This is a genomic window from Paenibacillus cucumis (ex Kampfer et al. 2016), assembly GCF_019748695.1.
GTDB lineage: Bacteria > Bacillota > Bacilli > Paenibacillales > Paenibacillaceae > Paenibacillus > Paenibacillus polysaccharolyticus.
The window spans coordinates 1-18,440 of the sequence record NZ_JACLIC010000019.1 but is presented as its reverse complement, the minus strand read 5'-3'; the positions used below and the strand labels follow the sequence as shown (position 1 = coordinate 18,440).

Genomic DNA, 18,440 nt, shown 5'->3' with positions numbered 1-18,440 from the left:
AAGATTTACCTGGCTCCAGTGCAGAAGCATTTGTTCTAACCGTTGAGAGTAAAAAATAAAAAAACAACCTCTACGAAATAATATTCGTAAAGGTTGCTTGTGAATAGATGTTCGCTTACCGCTTACTTTCCTGAACAAATGACGCTGGCTGTTTCTGCACGACCTTGCTCAATCAGGCGATATGCCCGTTCAACTTCTTCTTCGGTTGGAGAAGGTACGCCATCCAGCGGATAAACTTTACCCAGTGCTTCCCATTTGTAAATCCCCATTTGATGATAAGGAAGAATTTCGAACTTCTCTACTCCATTTAGCGTACCAATGAAACGCCCGAGATTTAACAAATCCTCTTCCTGATCATGAATACCAGGCACGTATACATGTCTGATCCACATTTTTCGACCATGATCGGATAACCATCTTGCTGTCTTCAACGTACGTTCATTGGATTTGCCTGTCAGTTTGATGTGTTTCTCGTCATCGATATGTTTCAGGTCGAGTAATACAAGGTCGGTATGGTCAAGCAGATCATGAATACGATCCGGTTCATTAAACCCGTTACTATCCAGTGTCGTATGAAGCCCCCAGCGACGTTTGACTTCCTTGAATATTTCTGCGACGAAGTGAGCTTGCAGGGTAGGTTCTCCGCCAGATATGGTAAGTCCACCGCCAGAGCTACGATAGTAGGACAGGTACGGCTGTATTTCAGCCATTACCTCCTCTAATGTCATCTCTTTTCCACCATCCAGTGCCCACGTGTCAGGATTGTGACAATACTGACATTTGAGCAGGCATCCTTGCATAAAAAGCACGAAGCGGATACCTGGGCCGTCAACCGTCCCGAAAGTTTCGAGTGAATGAATATGTCCGTTAACCATGTTGCCTCTTCCTTTCTTTTCGCATCCGCTATGCGTTCATTTTTATGTTGAATCAGAATACTTGACTGGACTACTGGAAAAGTAACTTACATCGAACCGTGGAACGTACGATTAATAACATCCAGTTGTTGCTCACGTGTCAGTTTAATAAAGTTAACTGCGTAACCGGACACCCGTACAGTTAATTGCGGATATTGTTCCGGGTGATCCATTGCATCAATCAGTTGCTGACGATCAAATACGTTTACGTTCAAGTGATGCGCATTTTGACCAAAATATCCATCCATCATCGCAGTCAGATTGGATTTGCGTGTAGCATCTTCTTTACCCAGTGCTTTTGGCACAATGGAGAAGGTGTTGGAAATACCATCAAGGCTGTGTTCATAAGGCAGTTTTGCTACAGAACCGAGCGATGCCAGTGCACCTTTTTTATCCCGTCCATGCATTGGGTTCGCCCCTGGTGCAAATGGTTCGCCTGCTTTACGTCCATCCGGTGTTGTTCCTGTTTTCTTACCATACACCACGTTGGAAGTGATGGTCAGTACAGATTGCGTTGGCATTGCGTTACGATAGGCTTTGTGCTTGCGAATCATGCTCATGAAGCTTTCTACCAGCTCTACAGCAATGCTATCTACACTGTCATCGTTGTTGCCGTAACAAGGGAATTCACCTTCAATTTCAAAATCAACGGCAATGCCTTGTTCGTTGCGAATCGGTTTAACTTTGGCATATTTGATGGCACTGAGTGAGTCCGCTGCTACCGACAGTCCCGCGATACCACAAGCCATCGTACGTAGAATGTCACGGTCATGGAGCGCCATTTCAATCCGCTCGTAGCTGTATTTATCATGCATGTAGTGGATGACGTTAAGAGTGTTCATGTACAGTTTAGCGAGCCACTCCATCATCGGTTTGAAGCGTTTCATCACTTCATTATAATCCAGTACCTCACTTGTAATAGCAGGATACTCCGGACCAACCTGTGCTCCCGATTTTTCGTCACGTCCACCGTTGATCGCATACAGTAATGCTTTCGCCAAGTTGGCCCGTGCGCCGAAGAACTGCATTTGTTTACCGATCTTCATTGCAGATACACAGCAGGCAATACCATAATCATCGCCATAGATTGGACGCATCAGATCATCATTTTCATACTGGATGGAACTGGTTTCGATCGATACTTTACTGCAATAATCTTTGAAAGCTTCAGGTAACTTCGTGGACCACAGAACAGTCAAGTTCGGCTCCGGAGCAGGTCCCAGGTTGTGCAGTGTGTGCAGGAAACGGAAGCTGTTTTTGGTTACACGTGTCTCGCCGTTGACGGACATCCCGCCGATAGACTCTGTTACCCATGTTGGGTCACCACTGAACAATTCGTTGTAATCCGGCGTGCGCAGGAATTTAACAATCCGCAGTTTCATGACAAAGTGGTCAACCAGTTCTTGAGCCTGTTCTTCTGTCAGAATACCTTCTTGCAAATCACGTTCAATGTAGATATCCAGGAATGAAGATACACGTCCAAGGGACATTGCAGCACCGTTCTGTTCTTTGATCGCTGCAAGGTAGCCGAAGTACAACCATTGGAATGCTTCTTTAGCCGTTGTTGCTGGTAATGAAATATCGAAGCCATGCATCTCGCCCAGTTGTTTCAGTTCTTGCAGTGCACGAATCTGTTCGGACAACTCTTCGCGCAAACGAATGACATCTTCATCAATAACATCAACTTCAAGTGCATTGAGCTCACCTTTTTTATTACGAATCAGGAAGTCTACTCCGTACAAAGCTACCCGGCGATAGTCACCGATGATCCGGCCACGACCGTAAGCATCCGGCAAACCTGTGATAATACCCGCTTTACGTGCTGCACGCATCTCGGAAGTGTAAGCATCGAATACACCTTGGTTATGCGTTTTACGAATGTTTGTAAATATATCAATGACACCTTGTGGCATTTCGAACCCGTATGCTTCACAAGCATCAATCATCATGCGAATTCCGCCGAATGGCTGAATGGAACGTTTGAACGGAGCGTCTGTTTGAACTCCGACAATCTGCTCTTTGCTTTGATCCAAATATCCCGGTTGGTGGGAAGTAATTGTTGCAGGCGTATTCACATCAACGTCAAGCACACCACCGTTATCCCGTTCTTTTTTGGTCAGGTCGGATACAATATCCCACAATTCTTTGGTATTCTGGGTTGCACCTGCAAGGAACGCCTCATCGCCATAATATGGGGAAAGGTTATGTTCCAGAAAATCATTCACATTAACCGTCTTGGTCCATGTTCCTTTGGTAAAGTTTCTCCAGCCTGTTTGTTGTTTAACATCTTTTTCGATCACCGACATCGTAATCCCTCCGCTTTTTTGGATTTCTGGACACATTATATTGTTGCAATAGACGTATCATCATGTGTCCAAAGCCGCGATTTATGTGAATTGTTTCACATGATCCGGAACACGTTCTCTCTACTGGGGAACCGGAACCGCAGAATGAATGTTTTTCTTATATTTTCAGTATACGTCGAGCAAGTCACACCATCTGTGATTTTTATCACAAACTTTGGATGTTGTCTTATTGCACTGCGCCACGGTTGTTCACACTTGACCACTCCGCGGGCAGAACAACTTCAGATCGCCGTTATCCCCGGATTTTTTCGATTCACTTTTCCAAAGTGAAAATCCGGTGATAAATGCGAACGCTTCGCTTCTTCCGTCTGTCCTGCCCGCTCCGTTATCGTGTGAACCTCTCTGTGCAAACAGCCACCTCCCCCTTTGTTCCTAGCATTTTGGGGAACCATTGCTCCGCTATGCTCGGAGCAACCAAGGGCATGATATAGGTTCCTGAAAAACGGACGCTTCGCTTCTCCGTTTTTCTGCCCATTTTTGTGCTGCTTACGCGGGTATCAATTTGCTACAACTCTACTGGTACGTTCTTCGTGTGACCTCGTTCATTCATGGGACTAGATCGCTCCTAAAAAACGGACGCTTCGCTTCTCCGTTTTTCTGCCCATCCTTTTTCTACTGCTTACGCGGGTATCACTTTGCTACAACTCTACTGGTACGTTGTTCGTGTGACCTCGTTCATGCATGAGACTAGATCGCTCCTGAAAAACGGACGCTCCGCCTCTCCGTTTTTCTGCCCATTTTGACTCTCTGCGATAACTTAGTCTACACTGTGCCTGTGGACGGTCCGCTTCGACCTTGCACAAGACCTGTCTAGCGGACTGATAAATGAGGGCTTCGTTTCTCGTTTCTCTGCCCTCTTTGCCTCACCTCCTTTCCTATCTCTCCGTTCTTTCCTTCGGCTATGCAACTATACAGCAATCGGGGCTCCCCAATGTGGAGAACCCCTGAATCAATTGCTTTAACTTGAAGTGCTAAGTTGTAATTTATGTTGCTTGTTATTCAAATTTGCCATAGAAAGCGTTGCGATACACATCGGCAAGTTCAGTGACCAGCGGCAGTTTTGGATTCGCTGTTGTACATTGGTCTTCGAAGGCACGATCTGCCAAGTAGTCTACACGCGATTCGAAGTCTTTCGCGTCAAATCCGATTTCCTGGAACGATTCCTCGATGCCCAGTTTTTTGTTCAGATCACGGATGGCTTTAATCAAGCTGTTCACGCCTTCTTCGGTTGTGCGTGCTGGTAATCCGAGAATACGTGCGATTTCGGCGTACCGCTCATCTGCCACAAAGTGCGAATATTTCGGGAACGATGCAAATTTCGTCGGTTTTTTCGCATTGTAACGAATAACGTGTGGTAATAGGATAGCATTGGTGCGTCCGTGTGCGGTGTGATATTGACCTCCCCATTTATGCGCCAAGCTGTGGTTAATGCCCAGGAACGCGTTGGCAAAAGCCATACCAGCAATCGTGGAAGCATTATGCATTTTCTCGCGTGCCAGTTTGTCACCTTGCAGTGACGATTGCTCCAGGTATTGGAACACCAGTTGGATGGCTTTGATTGCCAGACCATCTGTATAGTCATTCGCCATAACAGATACGTACGCTTCAATCGCATGTGTCAATACGTCCATACCGGTGTCGGCTACTGCCGTTTTTGGCAAACTGTATACGAACTCAGGGTCTACAATCGCCACATCTGGTGTCAATTCATAGTCAGCCAGCGGATACTTGGTATTACCATGCTCTTTATCTGTAATAACCGCAAACGATGTAACTTCCGAACCTGTACCCGATGTTGTCGGGATGGCTACAAATTTTGCTTTCGATCCGAGTCTTGGGTATTTGTAAATCCGTTTACGGATATCCATAAATTTTTGTTTCAGGTTGTTGAACTCTGTGTCAGGATATTCATAGAACAACCACATCGCTTTGGCAGCATCCATTGGTGACCCGCCACCGAGTGCGATAATACAGTCTGGCTGGAAGCGTTCCATCATGGCTGTACCGCGGTCTACTGTTGTTGTTGATGGATCTGGCTCAACTTCTGAGAAGACTTCAATCGCTACCGGTGTCTGACGTTGACGCAGGTAATGCTCTACTTTTTCCACATATCCGAGTTTGACCATCATGGCATCTGTAATAATCGCTACGCGAGTAATGTCCGGCATTTTGGCAAGGTATTGAGTTGCCCCTTTTTCGAAGTAGACTTTGTTCGGCACTTTGAACCATTGCATATTCACGGTACGGCGAGCCACCCTTTTCACATTGATTAGGTTCACAGCAGTTACGTTGGAAGATGTCGAGTTACGTCCGTACGATCCACAACCCAGTGTCAACGATGGCATGTTGGTATTATAGATATCTCCGATTGCGCCATGTGTTGAAGGGGAGTTCACGATAATCCGTCCGGTTTGCAGGCGATCCGCAAATTGATTGATCACTTCTTCATTGTTCGAATGAATGACAGAGGAGTGACCCATACCACCAAAAGCAACCACTTCTGCCGCACGCTCAATACCATCTTTTGCAGATTTAACTTTGTAACATGCCAGCACCGGACTCAGTTTCTCAGCAGACAATGGGAATTTGGTGCCTACACCTTCAATCTCGGCTACCAGAATTTTAGTACCTGCCGGTACTTCAATACCGCACATTTTGGCAATGTTCACAGCGGACTGACCTACAATGGTCGGGTTAACCGCACATTTCTCTGCGTTGATTGCACCTGCTGTCAGTTTGGCTGCCTCTTCTTTGTTCACAAAGTAACAGCCGTTCGTAATCATTTTCTTTTTCACTTGATCGAAGATGGGTTCTTCAATAATGACCGCTTGTTCGGACGCACAGATCATACCATTGTCAAAAGACTTCGACAGAATCAAATCCGTTACCGCCTGGTTGATATCTGCACTTTTCTCGATAAAGCAAGGCACGTTACCTGGTCCTACGCCCAGTGCCGGTTTACCACAGCTGTACGCTGCACGCACCATCGCTGATCCGCCAGTCGCCAGAATGAGAGCAACATCATTGTGGTTCATCAGTGCGTTGGTACGATCCATGGATGGATCATCAATCCATTGGATACAGTCGGCTGGAGCACCGTTTTTCACAGCAGCTTCAAGCAAAATTTTCGCGGCCTCGCGGCTACAGTTCTGTGCGGAAGGGTGGAAACCAAAGATGATCGGGTTACGTGTTTTGATGGCAATCAGTGCTTTAAACATCGTTGTTGATGTCGGGTTGGTTACCGGTGTGATCCCCATGATAATACCAACCGGCTCCGCAATTTTCTGGAAGCTGTCATATTCATTGTCTTCGATAACGCCTACTGTTTTTTCATATTTAATGCTGTTATAAACATACTCTGTTGCGAATATATTTTTAATAATTTTATCTTCATATACACCGCGTCCCGTTTCTTCCACGGCCATTTTGGCGAGCATCATATGTTTATCCAGTCCCGCAAGCGCCATTGCCTGCACAATCCGGTCTATTTGCTCCTGATCCATGGACATGAATGCTGCATGTGCTTTGTTCGCTTTATCAATTAACGTTTGAATATACTGACCTGCTGTCGGTTCTTTTGTTGGGGCGACTTCATTTTTTACAGCCATCTCCCTCATCCTCCTAAAGGTTCGTATTGGTTTGTCTCTCTTCTTTACATGCACATCGTAACACGGGGAAAAGATATATTATGTGATTTTTTTCACAAAGTATGACAAATTTTAGTTAAGTTTTTAACCTCCCCTTAGAAGTCATATTTCAGTTTCTATTTAAAATAGTAGACCAACAGCCTCATCCTTCCCCTCGAAAAGTGAATTTAATCACAATGTTTGAAATTTCGCCATTTTTAAATGCTTTCCATGCCCCTCAAACGGTAAGATTAGGTATATACTGAACTTAAAAATTGAACCACCGCAATTTGTACCGTACCTCCACACGGCCGAGATGCCCAGATCAGGATGGCACAGTTTGCGGCGAACCTCGGGGGCAACATGTAGCTGCACTCGCCAGACCGGGGAGATAAAGGGGAGATCAACGTATGGGAGAACTAACAAACGTACTGGAAAAACGCGGAAACACCAACTGTTTCTCGGAAGTGAATTTTAATCATCTGCTCGTAACGATGAAAGACCGAACCTACCCGGAAGGAACACATCTGTACTGGGAAGGTGACGTCTCTGACAAACTTTATTATATGAAACGGGGACGTGCACAGATCACGAAATCCACCGACGAGGGCAAGGAACTGATCATGTACATGTACCAGACAGGCGATATGATTGGTCAGGCCGATCCGTTCTTTGGCTCCAGACACAGCTTCTCGGCGGAAGTACTGGAGGACAGCGAGATTGGTGTGCTGGAACACAAGGACCTGGAAATGTTGATCTGTCAGCATTGTGACTTTGCGATTGATTTCATGAAGTGGATGGGCATTCATCATCGTTTAACCCAAACAAAGTTCCGGGATTTGATGTTGTACGGTAAACCTGGGGCACTCTGTTCTACCTTGATCAGGCTATCCAATTCGTATGGAGAGGCGCACGGAGATCATGTGATGATTCATAAAAAAATTACCCACACGGATCTGTCCAATATGATTGGCGCTACCCGTGAAAGTGTAAACCGCATGCTCAGTGACCTTCGCAAAAAAGATGCCATTGAATATGACAATGGTATGATTGTGATCAAAGACCTGAAAATGTTGCAGGGCATTTGCCACTGCGAATTGTGCCCGAATGAAATTTGCCGCATTTGACGTCATGTTAAATGAATAGCTTGACCTCAGGTAGCGGGCCTTTCACTTGCTGTCACGACTGTTTAAAGAGTTCATCATACAGTAAAAAGCCCAAATTTGATTATTATCAACATTGGGCTTTTCGTATTTCCTTGTATGTGCTCAGGATGCGTTGACAAGTTCAAGCTTCACCGCATCCCGTGGATTTAATTTCATATCCAATCCATTCTCCATTAACTCTTTATCATTGACCTTGATTACCCAGCGCTGATTCGTCCGAGGCATAACATTCTCAACGGCAACAACAAACTTGTTATTCTCCGACAGACGCACAACTCCACTGGATTTTAATACGTCACGAACAGTGCATTCTTGCACATAAATACCGGCATACTGCCGATTCAGATTTGGTTCCACGCTACCACCGCTCACTTTAAGCAGGGTTGTCTGATATGCGACACCTTCTCCCCCGCTGTCAGCAGCTTTGACGTATATAATGACTTCATCCTTAGCATGAAGCTCGGTATCCCACTTTTCTGGAGCAATATCCTTACCGTTCAGCTTCACTGCCCAACTCAGAGACGAATCAAGAGAAACCTCACCCACAGACTGGATCCGTTTTCCGTCTGCCGTAAAATCAACCAGCCCGCTGTTCAGCAAAGCTTTTTTGAGCGTCAAGCCTTCACTGAAATCTCGTTTGATGGACTTCGTCGCATCAGGTAAAAAAGTACTGCCATCAATGGCAACCGTAATCGTATTGGCTGAATCTTTCTCTGAGACAACCGGCTGTTCGGAAGGCTGTGTCTCTCTGGTACACCCCGTCAAAATGACGAGAACAATCATACATAGACCTATGTAACCGGGAATTTTCTTCATCATGTAGGTAACACCACCCTGCGTAAAATCATTCACCCTGTTGTCCATACCCTTTATTATGGCACATTCTTTGATAAAAAACAGTGTCAAAGCCGTTACTTTTGTCCTTTCCCTGTTTACGCACCTACCATCAAAAAAGGGAGAGCCTGCAAGCAGACCCTCCTTATACTGCATTAGCCATACGTTTGACCCGACCACTATTGAACAAAAGCCTGCATGTAGGTACGACCTCCGTCGCCGTCCTTCACATAGGGATTAAGGCCAAACGTCTGAGTATCGGATACAAAAACACCAGTAAGCAAACGACCTTCAAGTAATGCACCGTCTACCTGTACGCAGCAGGACGGAGCATCTACGTATTCCTGATACAACGGAATATGACCGTAGGGCTGATGAATTTTGAACACTTTGCCCTGCTCATGCAATGGGCGATCCGAGAAATACGTCGGAACAATATATCGTGCAATAACTTCCAGTTCTTCCGCAGTGTAGAACGGCTCATCACCAAGCCAAGGTGCAAACATACGGATTTTTTCGTATTGTGACCAGACAACGGCCTGAATGAGCATTTCGATCTGAACCAATTTCCCGTTTCCGGCCTTCAGACAGAGCCGGTCGTTGTAAGTTTGTTGTTTTGCATGAGACACACGATCTGGTAACCGCAGTTCACAGCCGATACATTTCCAGCCACTAGGCGCTTGGATCCATTTTTGCAGCACCGCCGGAGACGATCCTGAGCCAGCGCTGTTCATCCAATCCACGTCTGTGTGGACAGGATTATTACTCCCCGAAGGTGAATCAACCGAGCGTTTGAACAGTTCTGCCGTTTTCTGATAAATCAGATGAACCTGAATGGATGCGCTCTCAAGTTCTGCAATATCTTGTTTGCCGTAGCGTATTTCACGGGATAAGCTTTCTTCTCTCATGACAAGTGGCCTCCTTCGCTCCGGCCGTCTGCGGCCATTTTCTATAGATTATACTACATCTGATGACAACATGTGCAACGGATAAGCGAAAAAGTCCCATGTAAGCTGTCACAGAAGACAAAAAACTCTTGATTTCACTGGAAATCAAGAGTTTCTGTACTTTCTGCACACAGCATCAGCTGGTTATTCCACCCAGTGTTCGGCCCAGTCTTGAATTTGACTCATTACAGGCTGTAACGCCTTGCCCTTCTCGGTCAACTCATACTCAATTCGCACTGGCGTTTCCGGGTACACATGACGCACCAGAATACCTTCGCTCTCCAGGTCTTTCATCCGTTCAGACAACATCTTGTCGCTCATGGATGGTATCAGATTGGAGATGTCTTTGAATCGCTTTGAACCACTCATTAACGTTTGAATAATCAACCCATTCCAGCGCTTGCCCAAAAAAGAAAACGCCGTCTCAAAGCGCGGACACATCCGCATATCTTGATCTTCCACTTTTATCACCTCTTTAGAGATCACTCAACTTACGTTTTGTTAGTATATTTCATAATAACACATTTGAGCTTTAAAGAAAACGTCTGCCGCAAAAAACTTTACATTAAAAAAACAAAACTCAATACTATCGATACAGTATACCTTCAGTATACAACACGTTATGGCAGGTAACCATGGGAAATATCGTTTAACAACTGATATCCTTATATTACCCAAAAAGAACCCTTCTACCACAGTCAGACGACCTGGAGAAGGGTTCCCGGTATTACCATATTACCTAATCAATTTTAATGATGAATGTCCATGAGTAAAGCTAAAGCTTCTGCGGCTTAGACCAGCACGCCACCAATTGGTCTTACGGGTTCGCTCTTGCCGTATTGTGGCTTCGAACTTCGGGCAGGGTAGGCCCATTTTACAGCGTTGCTGATCACTTTCAAGATTTCCGGATTGTAATACGTGGGGTACGTTTCATGTCCGGGCCGGAAATAAAAGATTTTGCCTTCGCCACGACGGAACGTGCATCCACTGCGGAATACCTCTCCGCCTTGGAAATTGCTCACGAACACCAGCTCATCCGGTACTGGAATATCGAAGAATTCACCGTACATCTCTTCTTTTTCCAATACGATCTTGGCGTCGATGCCTTCCGCAATCGGGTGAGACGGATTGACACACCACACGATCTCCTGCTCATCTGCTACACGCCACTTGAGATCACAGCTTGTGCCCATTAACGCTTTGAAAGGCTTCGAGAAATGACCCGAATGGAGCACAATCATACCCATACCGTTCAATACACGTTGCACTACCTTCTGTACAATCTCGTCGCTAACGCGATCATGTGCCATATGTCCCCACCATATAAGCACATCTGTGGAATCCAGTACCTCATCACTCAAACCGTGTTCAGGCTGATCCAATGTAGCTGTACGAATCGCAAATCCCTCGCCGCCAAGTCCGTCAGCAAGTGCACGGTGCAGACCGTCCGGATATACTTCTTTTACTTCATCATGTATTTTCTCATGGACAAACTCATTCCAAATGGTGACGTTAATCATATTCAATTTCCCCCTAGTATAGCTCTAAACCCACCACATATCGCCCAGCGGTTCCTCGATCAATACTTGCTGGAGATTTTGTACGGCTTTAGAGAATCCTTCTTCAACCGACATCAGACCGTCTTCATGTTCAATACTTACCACATAATCATATCCAACCAGACGCAGGGCACTCATAATGTCCGCCCACGTTTTGTTATCATGTCCATAACCCACGGAGCGGAACTGCCAAGCACGATCTAACATGTTCGTGTAATCCTGCATATCTGTTACCCCGTGTTTATTCACGTTCACCGGATCAATCGTTGTATCTTTGGCATGGAAGTGATGAATTGCATTTTCACGACCCAAAATGTGAATCGCTTGAACCGGATCAATGCCTTGCCACCACATATGGCTTGGGTCAAGGTTCGCACCAATGACTTCGCCTGCGGCTTCACGCAGTCTTAGCAACGTTGCAGGTGTGTGCACGGAGAATCCACCGTGCAGCTCCAAACCTACTTTTACGTTACGATCCGCAGCGAATTTGCCCCACTCCGTCCAGTAAGGGATCACTTTGTTTTCCCATTGCCATTTCAAAATTTCTTGAAAATCATTAGGCCACGGTGCCACAGGCCAGTTTGGATACTTCGCATCCTCATGGTCTCCCGGACAGCCGGAGAATGTATTCACAACAGGCACTTCCAGCTTTTCAGCCAGCTCTACCGATTTTATGAAATCATCATGGAAGCCTTTTGCAATGTCTTTTTGCGGATGCAACGGGTTGCCGTGGCAACTCAGAGCGCTGATCGTCAGACCGCGTGATTCCACCGCATTTTTGAAGTTTTTAAGTGCTGTAGGATTGCTTAACAATTCATCTGGCTTACAATGAGCGTTCCCCGGGTGTCCACCTGTTCCAATCTCTACTGCTTTAAGTCCCTTGGAAGCTACATAATCAAGGGCATCCTCTAATTTACGTCCACCGAATAGTACCAAAAATACGCCGAGTTTCAAGTGCAATTCCTCCCTGATTTAGATAGTGTATGATTGCTGTGTTTGCTCTCCTATATATGTTGAACCAAATCTTTACACGGAGCACTCCGATGACAGAATAACCTGGAGAGTAGCTGTTATCCCCAGATTTTTTTGATTCCCTTTGATAGGGAAAAATCCGGTGATAAAGGCGAGCGCTTCGCTTTTCCAGGTTTTTTCCGTCCTCTCCGTTGCTGTGTAAATAAAATGTTCAAACGATATAGTTTATCAAACCTGTCGCTGTTGCATTTTTGCTCCGTTCTCATGCTTGTTTAGTTATTGTGGAAAAACAAGCATGATTCTATCCCGAAAATTCACGTTGTCACTCATGGATCTTCAAACTGGAAGCTCCATTATCCATTAATGAGATTCAACTGTTTCATTTTCGGATGGACTGGCATTGGTTGTTACAACGCTGTCATAGGTGCTCTCCAGATGAATGTGCTTGCCTTCAAGAGAAGAACGCTGAAATGCATGCATGGCTTCAAGCACATGATATGCCAGCTTGCCACTTGCTTTATGCTCGCGTCCGGCACGAATGGACTCCACCATCTCGGTTAGTCCAATGCCCCTCTCATTGTGCCCACTTTCGAAGGCCGGCTGAACCGTCTCCCATGTGTCTTGACCATAACGGCGAAGCTTGACTTCTCCATTGAAAAAGTTAGGATCAGGGACACTGAGCGTGCCTTCCGTGCCATAAATTTCGATACGTGGCAGATCAGAAGCGCCGCGGATATCAAAGCTTGTAATCATCGTTACGATGGCTCCATCCGCAAAATCGATCGTTCCAGCCAAGTGGGTTGGTGTTTCGACACGAAGCGTAGTTCCCTCTTTGGGACCTGAACCAACCTTGCGATCAGCAATCTGAATACCTGCGGACGCGCTGATCCGGCGAATCGGGCCAAGGAGCGTAACGAGAGCCGTCAAATAATATGGCCCCATGTCAAACATTGGCCCGCCCCCTGCCATGTAAAAAAACTCAGGATCAGGGTGCCATGCCTCCGGCCCCCCGCCCATAAAGAAGGAAGTAGCCGCAATCGGCTTGCCAATCAAACCTTCTTCAATGGCTTTGCGAGCAGTCTGGATGCCTGATCCAAGGAACGTATCCGGCGCAGAGCCAACGTACAGTCCCTTTTCCTCGGCAAGCTCCACTACTTTGCGTCCATCTTCCAGCGAAATGGCCAGCGGTTTCTCGGCATACACATGCTTGCCTGCTTCCAGAGCAGCCAGATCAGTCATCGCATGACTGCCCGGAATCGTCAGGTTCAGCACAAGCTCAATCTCGTCATTTTGTAACAACTCATCTACATTGTAAACGTTTGCGATATTAAATTCATCTGCCCGTTCCTGAGCACGCTCACGGATCAGGTCAGCGACCGCAACAACCTCGATATAAGGATTTGTTTTAAGATTTTCTAAGTAAATCGCACTGATATTGCCGCAGCCAATGATGCCTGCTTTCATTTTTTCCACGATGATGTTCATCTCCTTACGCATGTAAGAACCATGTTCATTTGCTTAAAATGCTTGTTGAAACCATAGTTTGTTTATGTTGCTCAACTCTAAGTCTATGGTATTCTGTTTGCGCTTCAATTAAAATGAATAATATGATTGAAACATGAACTATCTGGTCATAATTTTCTAATTCACACAAGGAGTATACCTATGCCAACAGACTTTTCCTGCCAAGTTCTTACAGCTGGCTTTTCATTCCACCGTAAACCTTACAGCATGGTTCAACTGGATGGGGTAAAAAATTACTTGATGCGGCTTCAAACGGATGGACGCTGCCGTGCTCGCATTGATGGCTCCATGTCCAGGGTTGACGCAGGAGACTTGCTTCTTTTTGAACCGGATGAACCTTATGAACTGAGAATAGACAACGAGTACAATCCTATGGGGGAGCGGCTTGTGGAGAGTGGGGACTATCATATTTTCTTCAACGGTTCCTGGGTGGATGAGTGGTGGAAACACCATAAACGGCCGACTCGAATCAAGGTGGAATTGTCCGAAAGCTTATTAACTTTATTCAGACAGTTGATTCTGGAGCAACGTCGCCTTTCCAATCCTTACCCCGAGATTTCGAGTTATTACATGCGTATATTATGTTTGGAAGTGGATCGATTGTTATCCGAGCATCCAACCCATACGAAAACCAATTATGTTGCTTATGAAATTAAAAATTATATCGAGGAAAATGCTTCTTCTCTATTCAAACTGGAGGATGTGGCAACGCATCTGGGCATCAGCGTCTCACGAGGGGTGCATCTTTTTAAAGAAACGTTTGGCAAAAGCATTATGCAATATACGCTAGATGTGCGTCTTAATATGGCCAGAGAACGGATTATTTTTAGTCCAATGACCCTCGAACAAGTCTCTGAATCATCCGGTTTTAACAATTATACATATTTCCATCGTGTATTCCGTTCCCGGTTTGGCATGTCCCCTAAGGAATTTCGCCTGATTCACCGGGAACAGATGTAATAACTCTAATTCTTTACGTAACAATTGGATTTCCAAACGCTAATGCATAAACACTGTTAAACCTCAAATTGTTACCATTTTGGTGATGCAGTAGTATACGTCTTTTATACTTATTTGCGCGCGGCGATGGCCTCGGACACGACCATAGCGAGGTCTTCGTTGCCAAACATGGAGAGTACACCAAGCACAGTATCGTCTCGAATATCTCCAGCTTCCTCCTTGGGGACAATCAGCTTCTGTATCTGCTGCAAACGCTCATTGCTCTGTTGCTCGGGATACGCTTGTCGGTACATCTCTTCCGGGTCAAGCTCGTTATTTACACACCACTGAGCAAAGACCAAGATCATCATCTCTTCTTCCTGCTTATACGACTCAATGACGGCTTCCTCAATTTGTTTGTTGCGTTCCTTTTGATACTCATCCATGCTTTGTTAGCGCTCCTTTACTTTACCTCGTTCAACTGTACACTGTATTTACTTATCCCGTGATCAGCTTCTCAGCCAGCTCATGACTGTCCATAACATAACTAGCACTGATCTGGCAGTCATCGGGTGTATGCAGACAAGCAAGGAAATGATCTACAGCTCCGGCGAAACCTCTGCGTTCCAGTACGGTATCCCAGCTTCCAAATGTCTCTTTTGTATCCAGTTCCCCTTGTTCTGCATAGTAAGCTGTATCCATATTCACGACTTCTACCGATCTTCCTCCGCCGTGCATCTCTACCTTTTCTAGATCAGCGCCTGCGGCACGAATCATTTCGAACCGAGCGAGTGCCGTTTTACCTTGCCTGGCTGTTCCAGCCGCGTGCAACAACCGACCTTGATCATCTTCGCGAAGCCACTGATGCACAAGTTGTACATCGTTATCTGCGTACCATAACATCAGATCAAGAATATGAATGAGATCATCATAGATGGTCTCGGCGGCTGGGCGATCTTGTAAACCTGTGCGATGTTTGGTCAGAGTGAGTGTTTCGTAACCCTTTTCGCCCTGCATCCATTCTTTTGCCTTTAGATACATCGGTGCGAATCTGCGGTTAAATCCAACAGCGAGCAACAAGCCCTGTGCTTCTGCGAATGCCGTCATCTCTTCAGACTCCCGCAGGGTATAGGATAATGGCTTATCTACATACACTGCCAGTCCCTTCTCCAGACATGCCATCACAATCTCGAAATGGGATTCCGTTGCCGTATGTACAAATACCGCATCCAAATCCCAGGACAGCAGCTCTTTGAGATCGGTTGTGCCCCGCTCAATGCGATTCGTCTGTCCAATCTCCTTTACCGATTCTGGTGAGCGGTTCATGATGCCAACAATCTCTACTTGCGGATGGGCCGTGAGTAGTGGCAAATATACTTTACGTGCGATTCCCCCGAGTCCGATGATTGCAATTCGGGTGCGCTTGATCGTTTCCATGATGAGCATTCCACCTTCAGCTATATTCATTCGTCAGCCTTCATTTGTAATCCGGCCTATGACTTTCTCCGTCCTATAGTGTAACCTCTCCGCCTCTAACTTGCCAGTGATCCGAAGTAATAGCTGTCTACATTGTTCACAAGATGGCCTGTCGTGGTAAACTTATAAAGGATAGCAGAACCGGATGAGACTCTGAGTCTCCAAGGATCTGAATTGAAAGGAGCGTTTGGCTTTTGCGAAAATGGTTATGGCTCCTCGTTTATGTTTTACTTGCCGGAGTCACGTTTATTTACAGATATGAACTGCTGGCATGGGCCGAGGATCATCAGTCCATTCCGCTGTTACTTTCTTTGGCAACACTGTTTGCCCTTGTACCTGTTATTCCCTACAAAATTGTTATTATTGCTTTTGGGTACAGCTACGGTATAACCATGGCTGCATGGATTTGCTGGCTCGGCACAACGCTTGCGGCGATCCTCGTCTATGCTGGTGCAAGAACTATTTTTCGGGAACAGGCTCGGGGTTATCTTGAACGTATCCGTGGATTGAATCGGTTCACGGCCTGGATGGAAGCACATCCGTTCATGGGCGTGATGACGATGCGTTTACTGCCCGTGGTTCCCCAGATGGCTGTTAACATCTATGCCGGCATTACGTATACCCCCTTCTGGGTGTTCTTGGCAGCGACAGCGATTGGCAAAATGCCTGCAATCTTTGTATTTGCCTACGCAGGGGCACAGGCCGGTTCATCGATCTGGCTGAGTTTGGGAATACTGGCGGGATATATGATTGTTATGGCTATGATTTTCATGTTGTTTCGCTATCGGTCACGTAAAAAGGCTTGAGGCTGTACTGAACAACTTTTCCAGTCTGATTCATGCCTACTTGCGCGATCCCGCTTGGTTGACTTGACCATTCGGGATATAATAGAAGAGTAAGCCTAATATTCATATTTAGAAATTCAAATATAACGATGATTGCTGGAGCCTCTCTTTGAACGGGAGCGAATGTTTTTGGGGCAAACGCATGCCATATAGCATAGCCCTGTTCAAATGCAAGCGCCCGATTCTTTCATCAGAAATGGAGTGAATATAGCATGGAACAACAGTCATTGGAAAAAGCAACATTTGCAGGCGGATGCTTCTGGTGTATGGTATCCCCTTTTGAAGAACTGCCTGGTATTCATAAGATCGTTTCAGGCTATACAGGTGGACATACCGAGAATCCTACGTATGAGGAAGTATGCTCGGAAACAACAGGTCATGTGGAGGCGGTGCAGATCACGTTTGATCCATCCATTTTCCCATATGAGAAACTGGTTGAGCTCTTCTGGCAGCAGATTGATCCAACAGATGCCGGTGGACAGTTCCATGACCGCGGATCATCTTATCAGACGGCTATCTTCTACCACAGTGAGGAGCAACGCCAGATTGCTGAAGCTTCCAAAGCTGCACTGGAACAGAGCGGACGTTTTGACAAACCGATCTTCACCCCAATCCTGCCTGCCAAACCGTTCTATGAAGCAGAAGAACATCATCAGAACTATCACCGCAAAAACCCTGCTCATTACAAACGGTACAGCAAAGGCTCAGGCCGTCAGGACTTCATTGAGCGCAACTGGTCGGGTAGTGTGGACAAAAGCGGACTTAAGGAGCGTCTGACTCCGCTTCAATATGAGGTAACACAGAACAATGCCACGGAGCCCGCGTTCCACAACGAATTCTGGGATCATCATGGGGATGGCATCTATGTGGATATCGTATCGGGTGAGCCCCTGTTCAGTTCTACCGACAAATACGATTCGGGTTGCGGCTGGCCAAGCTTCACTCGTCCACTTCGAGACTACAACGTGAAGGAAAAAACAGATCTCAGCCACTTCATGATCCGTACCGAAGTTCGCAGCCGTGAAGGAGATTCCCACCTGGGGCACGTATTCCCGGATGGCCCTACGGAAGCAGGCGGATTGCGTTATTGCATCAACTCCGCGGCACTTCGTTTTATACCTAAAGAGGATCTGCAAAAAGAAGGCTACGGCGAATACCACGTTTTATTCGAATAAGTCTGGGCAGAAGCAATAAATGTAGCAAAAGTACCCTCTTACTAAGCCAAAAGAGCAATGGGTTGATTAAAATGTACCCTATAAGATGGACACTTAA

General features: G+C 46.1%; 16 protein-coding genes. 4 read left to right on the top strand and 12 right to left on the bottom strand.

What is annotated here, in order from left to right; translation table 11 throughout:
• Positions 1–122 precede the first annotated feature (122 nt).
• The 4 genes from pflA to adhE all read right to left on the bottom strand — a co-directional run bounded on the left by pflA (position 123) and on the right by adhE (position 6,888).
• Positions 123–875: a pyruvate formate-lyase-activating protein gene (pflA, locus tag H7T88_RS11275; protein WP_221788507.1), complete on the bottom strand. Its 753-nt coding sequence runs from the start codon at positions 873–875 to the stop codon at positions 123–125.
• A gap of 86 nt (positions 876–961) precedes the next feature.
• Entirely contained in the window at positions 962–3,220 is a 2,259-nt protein-coding gene (gene pflB / locus H7T88_RS11270; protein WP_090922577.1) for a formate C-acetyltransferase, read from the bottom strand.
• 281 nt (positions 3,221–3,501) lie between these two features.
• Positions 3,502–3,630 (bottom strand): hypothetical protein, encoded by a 129-nt coding sequence (locus tag H7T88_RS28715; protein ID WP_260510846.1) that lies wholly within the window; start codon positions 3,628–3,630, stop codon positions 3,502–3,504.
• 645 nt (positions 3,631–4,275) lie between these two features.
• Positions 4,276–6,888 carry a bifunctional acetaldehyde-CoA/alcohol dehydrogenase gene (adhE, locus tag H7T88_RS11265; protein ID WP_154888415.1) on the bottom strand — a complete coding sequence of 871 codons (2,613 nt, stop codon included), beginning with the start codon at positions 6,886–6,888 and terminating at the stop codon, positions 4,276–4,278.
• Between the two features lie 428 nt (positions 6,889–7,316).
• On the opposite strand from adhE, the gene H7T88_RS11260 reads away from it, so the two are divergent.
• Complete coding sequence (locus tag H7T88_RS11260) at positions 7,317–8,033, top strand: Crp/Fnr family transcriptional regulator (protein WP_090922581.1); 717 nt, start codon at positions 7,317–7,319, stop codon at positions 8,031–8,033.
• Between the two features lie 141 nt (positions 8,034–8,174).
• Here H7T88_RS11260 and H7T88_RS11255 read toward each other — a convergent pair whose 3' ends face one another.
• The 6 genes from H7T88_RS11255 to H7T88_RS11230 all read right to left on the bottom strand — a co-directional run bounded on the left by H7T88_RS11255 (position 8,175) and on the right by H7T88_RS11230 (position 13,857).
• Complete coding sequence (locus H7T88_RS11255) at positions 8,175–8,891, bottom strand: hypothetical protein (RefSeq protein WP_154888413.1); 717 nt, start codon at positions 8,889–8,891, stop codon at positions 8,175–8,177.
• 194 nt (positions 8,892–9,085) lie between these two features.
• Complete coding sequence (locus H7T88_RS11250; RefSeq protein ID WP_090922585.1) at positions 9,086–9,814, bottom strand: hypothetical protein; 729 nt, start codon at positions 9,812–9,814, stop codon at positions 9,086–9,088.
• 183 nt (positions 9,815–9,997) lie between these two features.
• Positions 9,998–10,300 carry a winged helix-turn-helix transcriptional regulator gene (locus tag H7T88_RS11245; protein ID WP_090922720.1) on the bottom strand — a complete coding sequence of 101 codons (303 nt, stop codon included), beginning with the start codon at positions 10,298–10,300 and terminating at the stop codon, positions 9,998–10,000.
• Between the two features lie 344 nt (positions 10,301–10,644).
• Entirely contained in the window at positions 10,645–11,373 is a 729-nt protein-coding gene (locus tag H7T88_RS11240) for a ThuA domain-containing protein (RefSeq protein ID WP_145413147.1), read from the bottom strand.
• 24 nt (positions 11,374–11,397) lie between these two features.
• Positions 11,398–12,366 (bottom strand): sugar phosphate isomerase/epimerase family protein, encoded by a 969-nt coding sequence (locus H7T88_RS11235; protein ID WP_221788506.1) that lies wholly within the window; start codon positions 12,364–12,366, stop codon positions 11,398–11,400.
• Between the two features lie 378 nt (positions 12,367–12,744).
• Positions 12,745–13,857 (bottom strand): Gfo/Idh/MocA family protein, encoded by a 1,113-nt coding sequence (locus H7T88_RS11230; RefSeq protein ID WP_154888409.1) that lies wholly within the window; start codon positions 13,855–13,857, stop codon positions 12,745–12,747.
• A 192-nt stretch (positions 13,858–14,049) separates the two neighbouring features.
• Between H7T88_RS11230 and H7T88_RS11225 the strand changes: the two genes are divergently transcribed.
• Positions 14,050–14,868, top strand: a complete 819-nt coding sequence (locus H7T88_RS11225) for an AraC family transcriptional regulator (protein ID WP_154888407.1) — start codon at positions 14,050–14,052, stop codon at positions 14,866–14,868.
• Positions 14,869–14,978: 110 nt separating this feature from the next.
• On the opposite strand, the gene yxiS is transcribed toward H7T88_RS11225, so the two are convergent.
• Together yxiS and H7T88_RS11215 are read right to left on the bottom strand one after the other, a co-directional pair.
• Positions 14,979–15,293: a protein YxiS gene (yxiS, locus tag H7T88_RS11220; protein ID WP_221788505.1), complete on the bottom strand. Its 315-nt coding sequence runs from the start codon at positions 15,291–15,293 to the stop codon at positions 14,979–14,981.
• A gap of 52 nt (positions 15,294–15,345) precedes the next feature.
• Positions 15,346–16,284 (bottom strand): Gfo/Idh/MocA family protein, encoded by a 939-nt coding sequence (locus tag H7T88_RS11215; RefSeq protein ID WP_221788504.1) that lies wholly within the window; start codon positions 16,282–16,284, stop codon positions 15,346–15,348.
• 233 nt (positions 16,285–16,517) lie between these two features.
• Between H7T88_RS11215 and H7T88_RS11210 the strand changes: the two genes are divergently transcribed.
• Complete coding sequence (locus H7T88_RS11210; RefSeq protein WP_221788503.1) at positions 16,518–17,129, top strand: TVP38/TMEM64 family protein; 612 nt, start codon at positions 16,518–16,520, stop codon at positions 17,127–17,129.
• 251 nt (positions 17,130–17,380) lie between these two features.
• On the top strand, positions 17,381–18,343 hold the full coding sequence (msrA, locus tag H7T88_RS11205) for a peptide-methionine (S)-S-oxide reductase MsrA (protein WP_154957676.1): 963 nt from the start codon (positions 17,381–17,383) through the stop codon (positions 18,341–18,343).
• Positions 18,344–18,440 lie beyond the last annotated feature (97 nt).

What these genes read in the sequence shown, in the direction of transcription:
- adhE (WP_154888415.1), bottom strand. Translation starts at nt 6,888, where the DNA reads ATGGCTGTAAAAAATGAAGTCGCCCCAACAAAAGAACCGACAGCAGGT.
- pflB (WP_090922577.1), bottom strand. Translation starts at nt 3,220, where the DNA reads ATGTCGGTGATCGAAAAAGATGTTAAACAACAAACAGGCTGGAGAAAC.
- H7T88_RS11245 (WP_090922720.1), bottom strand. Translation starts at nt 10,300, where the DNA reads ATGCGGATGTGTCCGCGCTTTGAGACGGCGTTTTCTTTTTTGGGCAAG.
- H7T88_RS11225 (WP_154888407.1), top strand. Translation starts at nt 14,050, where the DNA reads ATGCCAACAGACTTTTCCTGCCAAGTTCTTACAGCTGGCTTTTCATTC.
- H7T88_RS11255 (WP_154888413.1), bottom strand. Translation starts at nt 8,891, where the DNA reads ATGATGAAGAAAATTCCCGGTTACATAGGTCTATGTATGATTGTTCTC.
- H7T88_RS11250 (WP_090922585.1), bottom strand. Translation starts at nt 9,814, where the DNA reads ATGAGAGAAGAAAGCTTATCCCGTGAAATACGCTACGGCAAACAAGAT.
- H7T88_RS11240 (WP_145413147.1), bottom strand. Translation starts at nt 11,373, where the DNA reads ATGATTAACGTCACCATTTGGAATGAGTTTGTCCATGAGAAAATACAT.
- pflA (WP_221788507.1), bottom strand. Translation starts at nt 875, where the DNA reads ATGGTTAACGGACATATTCATTCACTCGAAACTTTCGGGACGGTTGAC.
- H7T88_RS11215 (WP_221788504.1), bottom strand. Translation starts at nt 16,284, where the DNA reads ATGGAAACGATCAAGCGCACCCGAATTGCAATCATCGGACTCGGGGGA.
- yxiS (WP_221788505.1), bottom strand. Translation starts at nt 15,293, where the DNA reads ATGGATGAGTATCAAAAGGAACGCAACAAACAAATTGAGGAAGCCGTC.
- msrA (WP_154957676.1), top strand. Translation starts at nt 17,381, where the DNA reads ATGGAACAACAGTCATTGGAAAAAGCAACATTTGCAGGCGGATGCTTC.
- H7T88_RS11260 (WP_090922581.1), top strand. Translation starts at nt 7,317, where the DNA reads ATGGGAGAACTAACAAACGTACTGGAAAAACGCGGAAACACCAACTGT.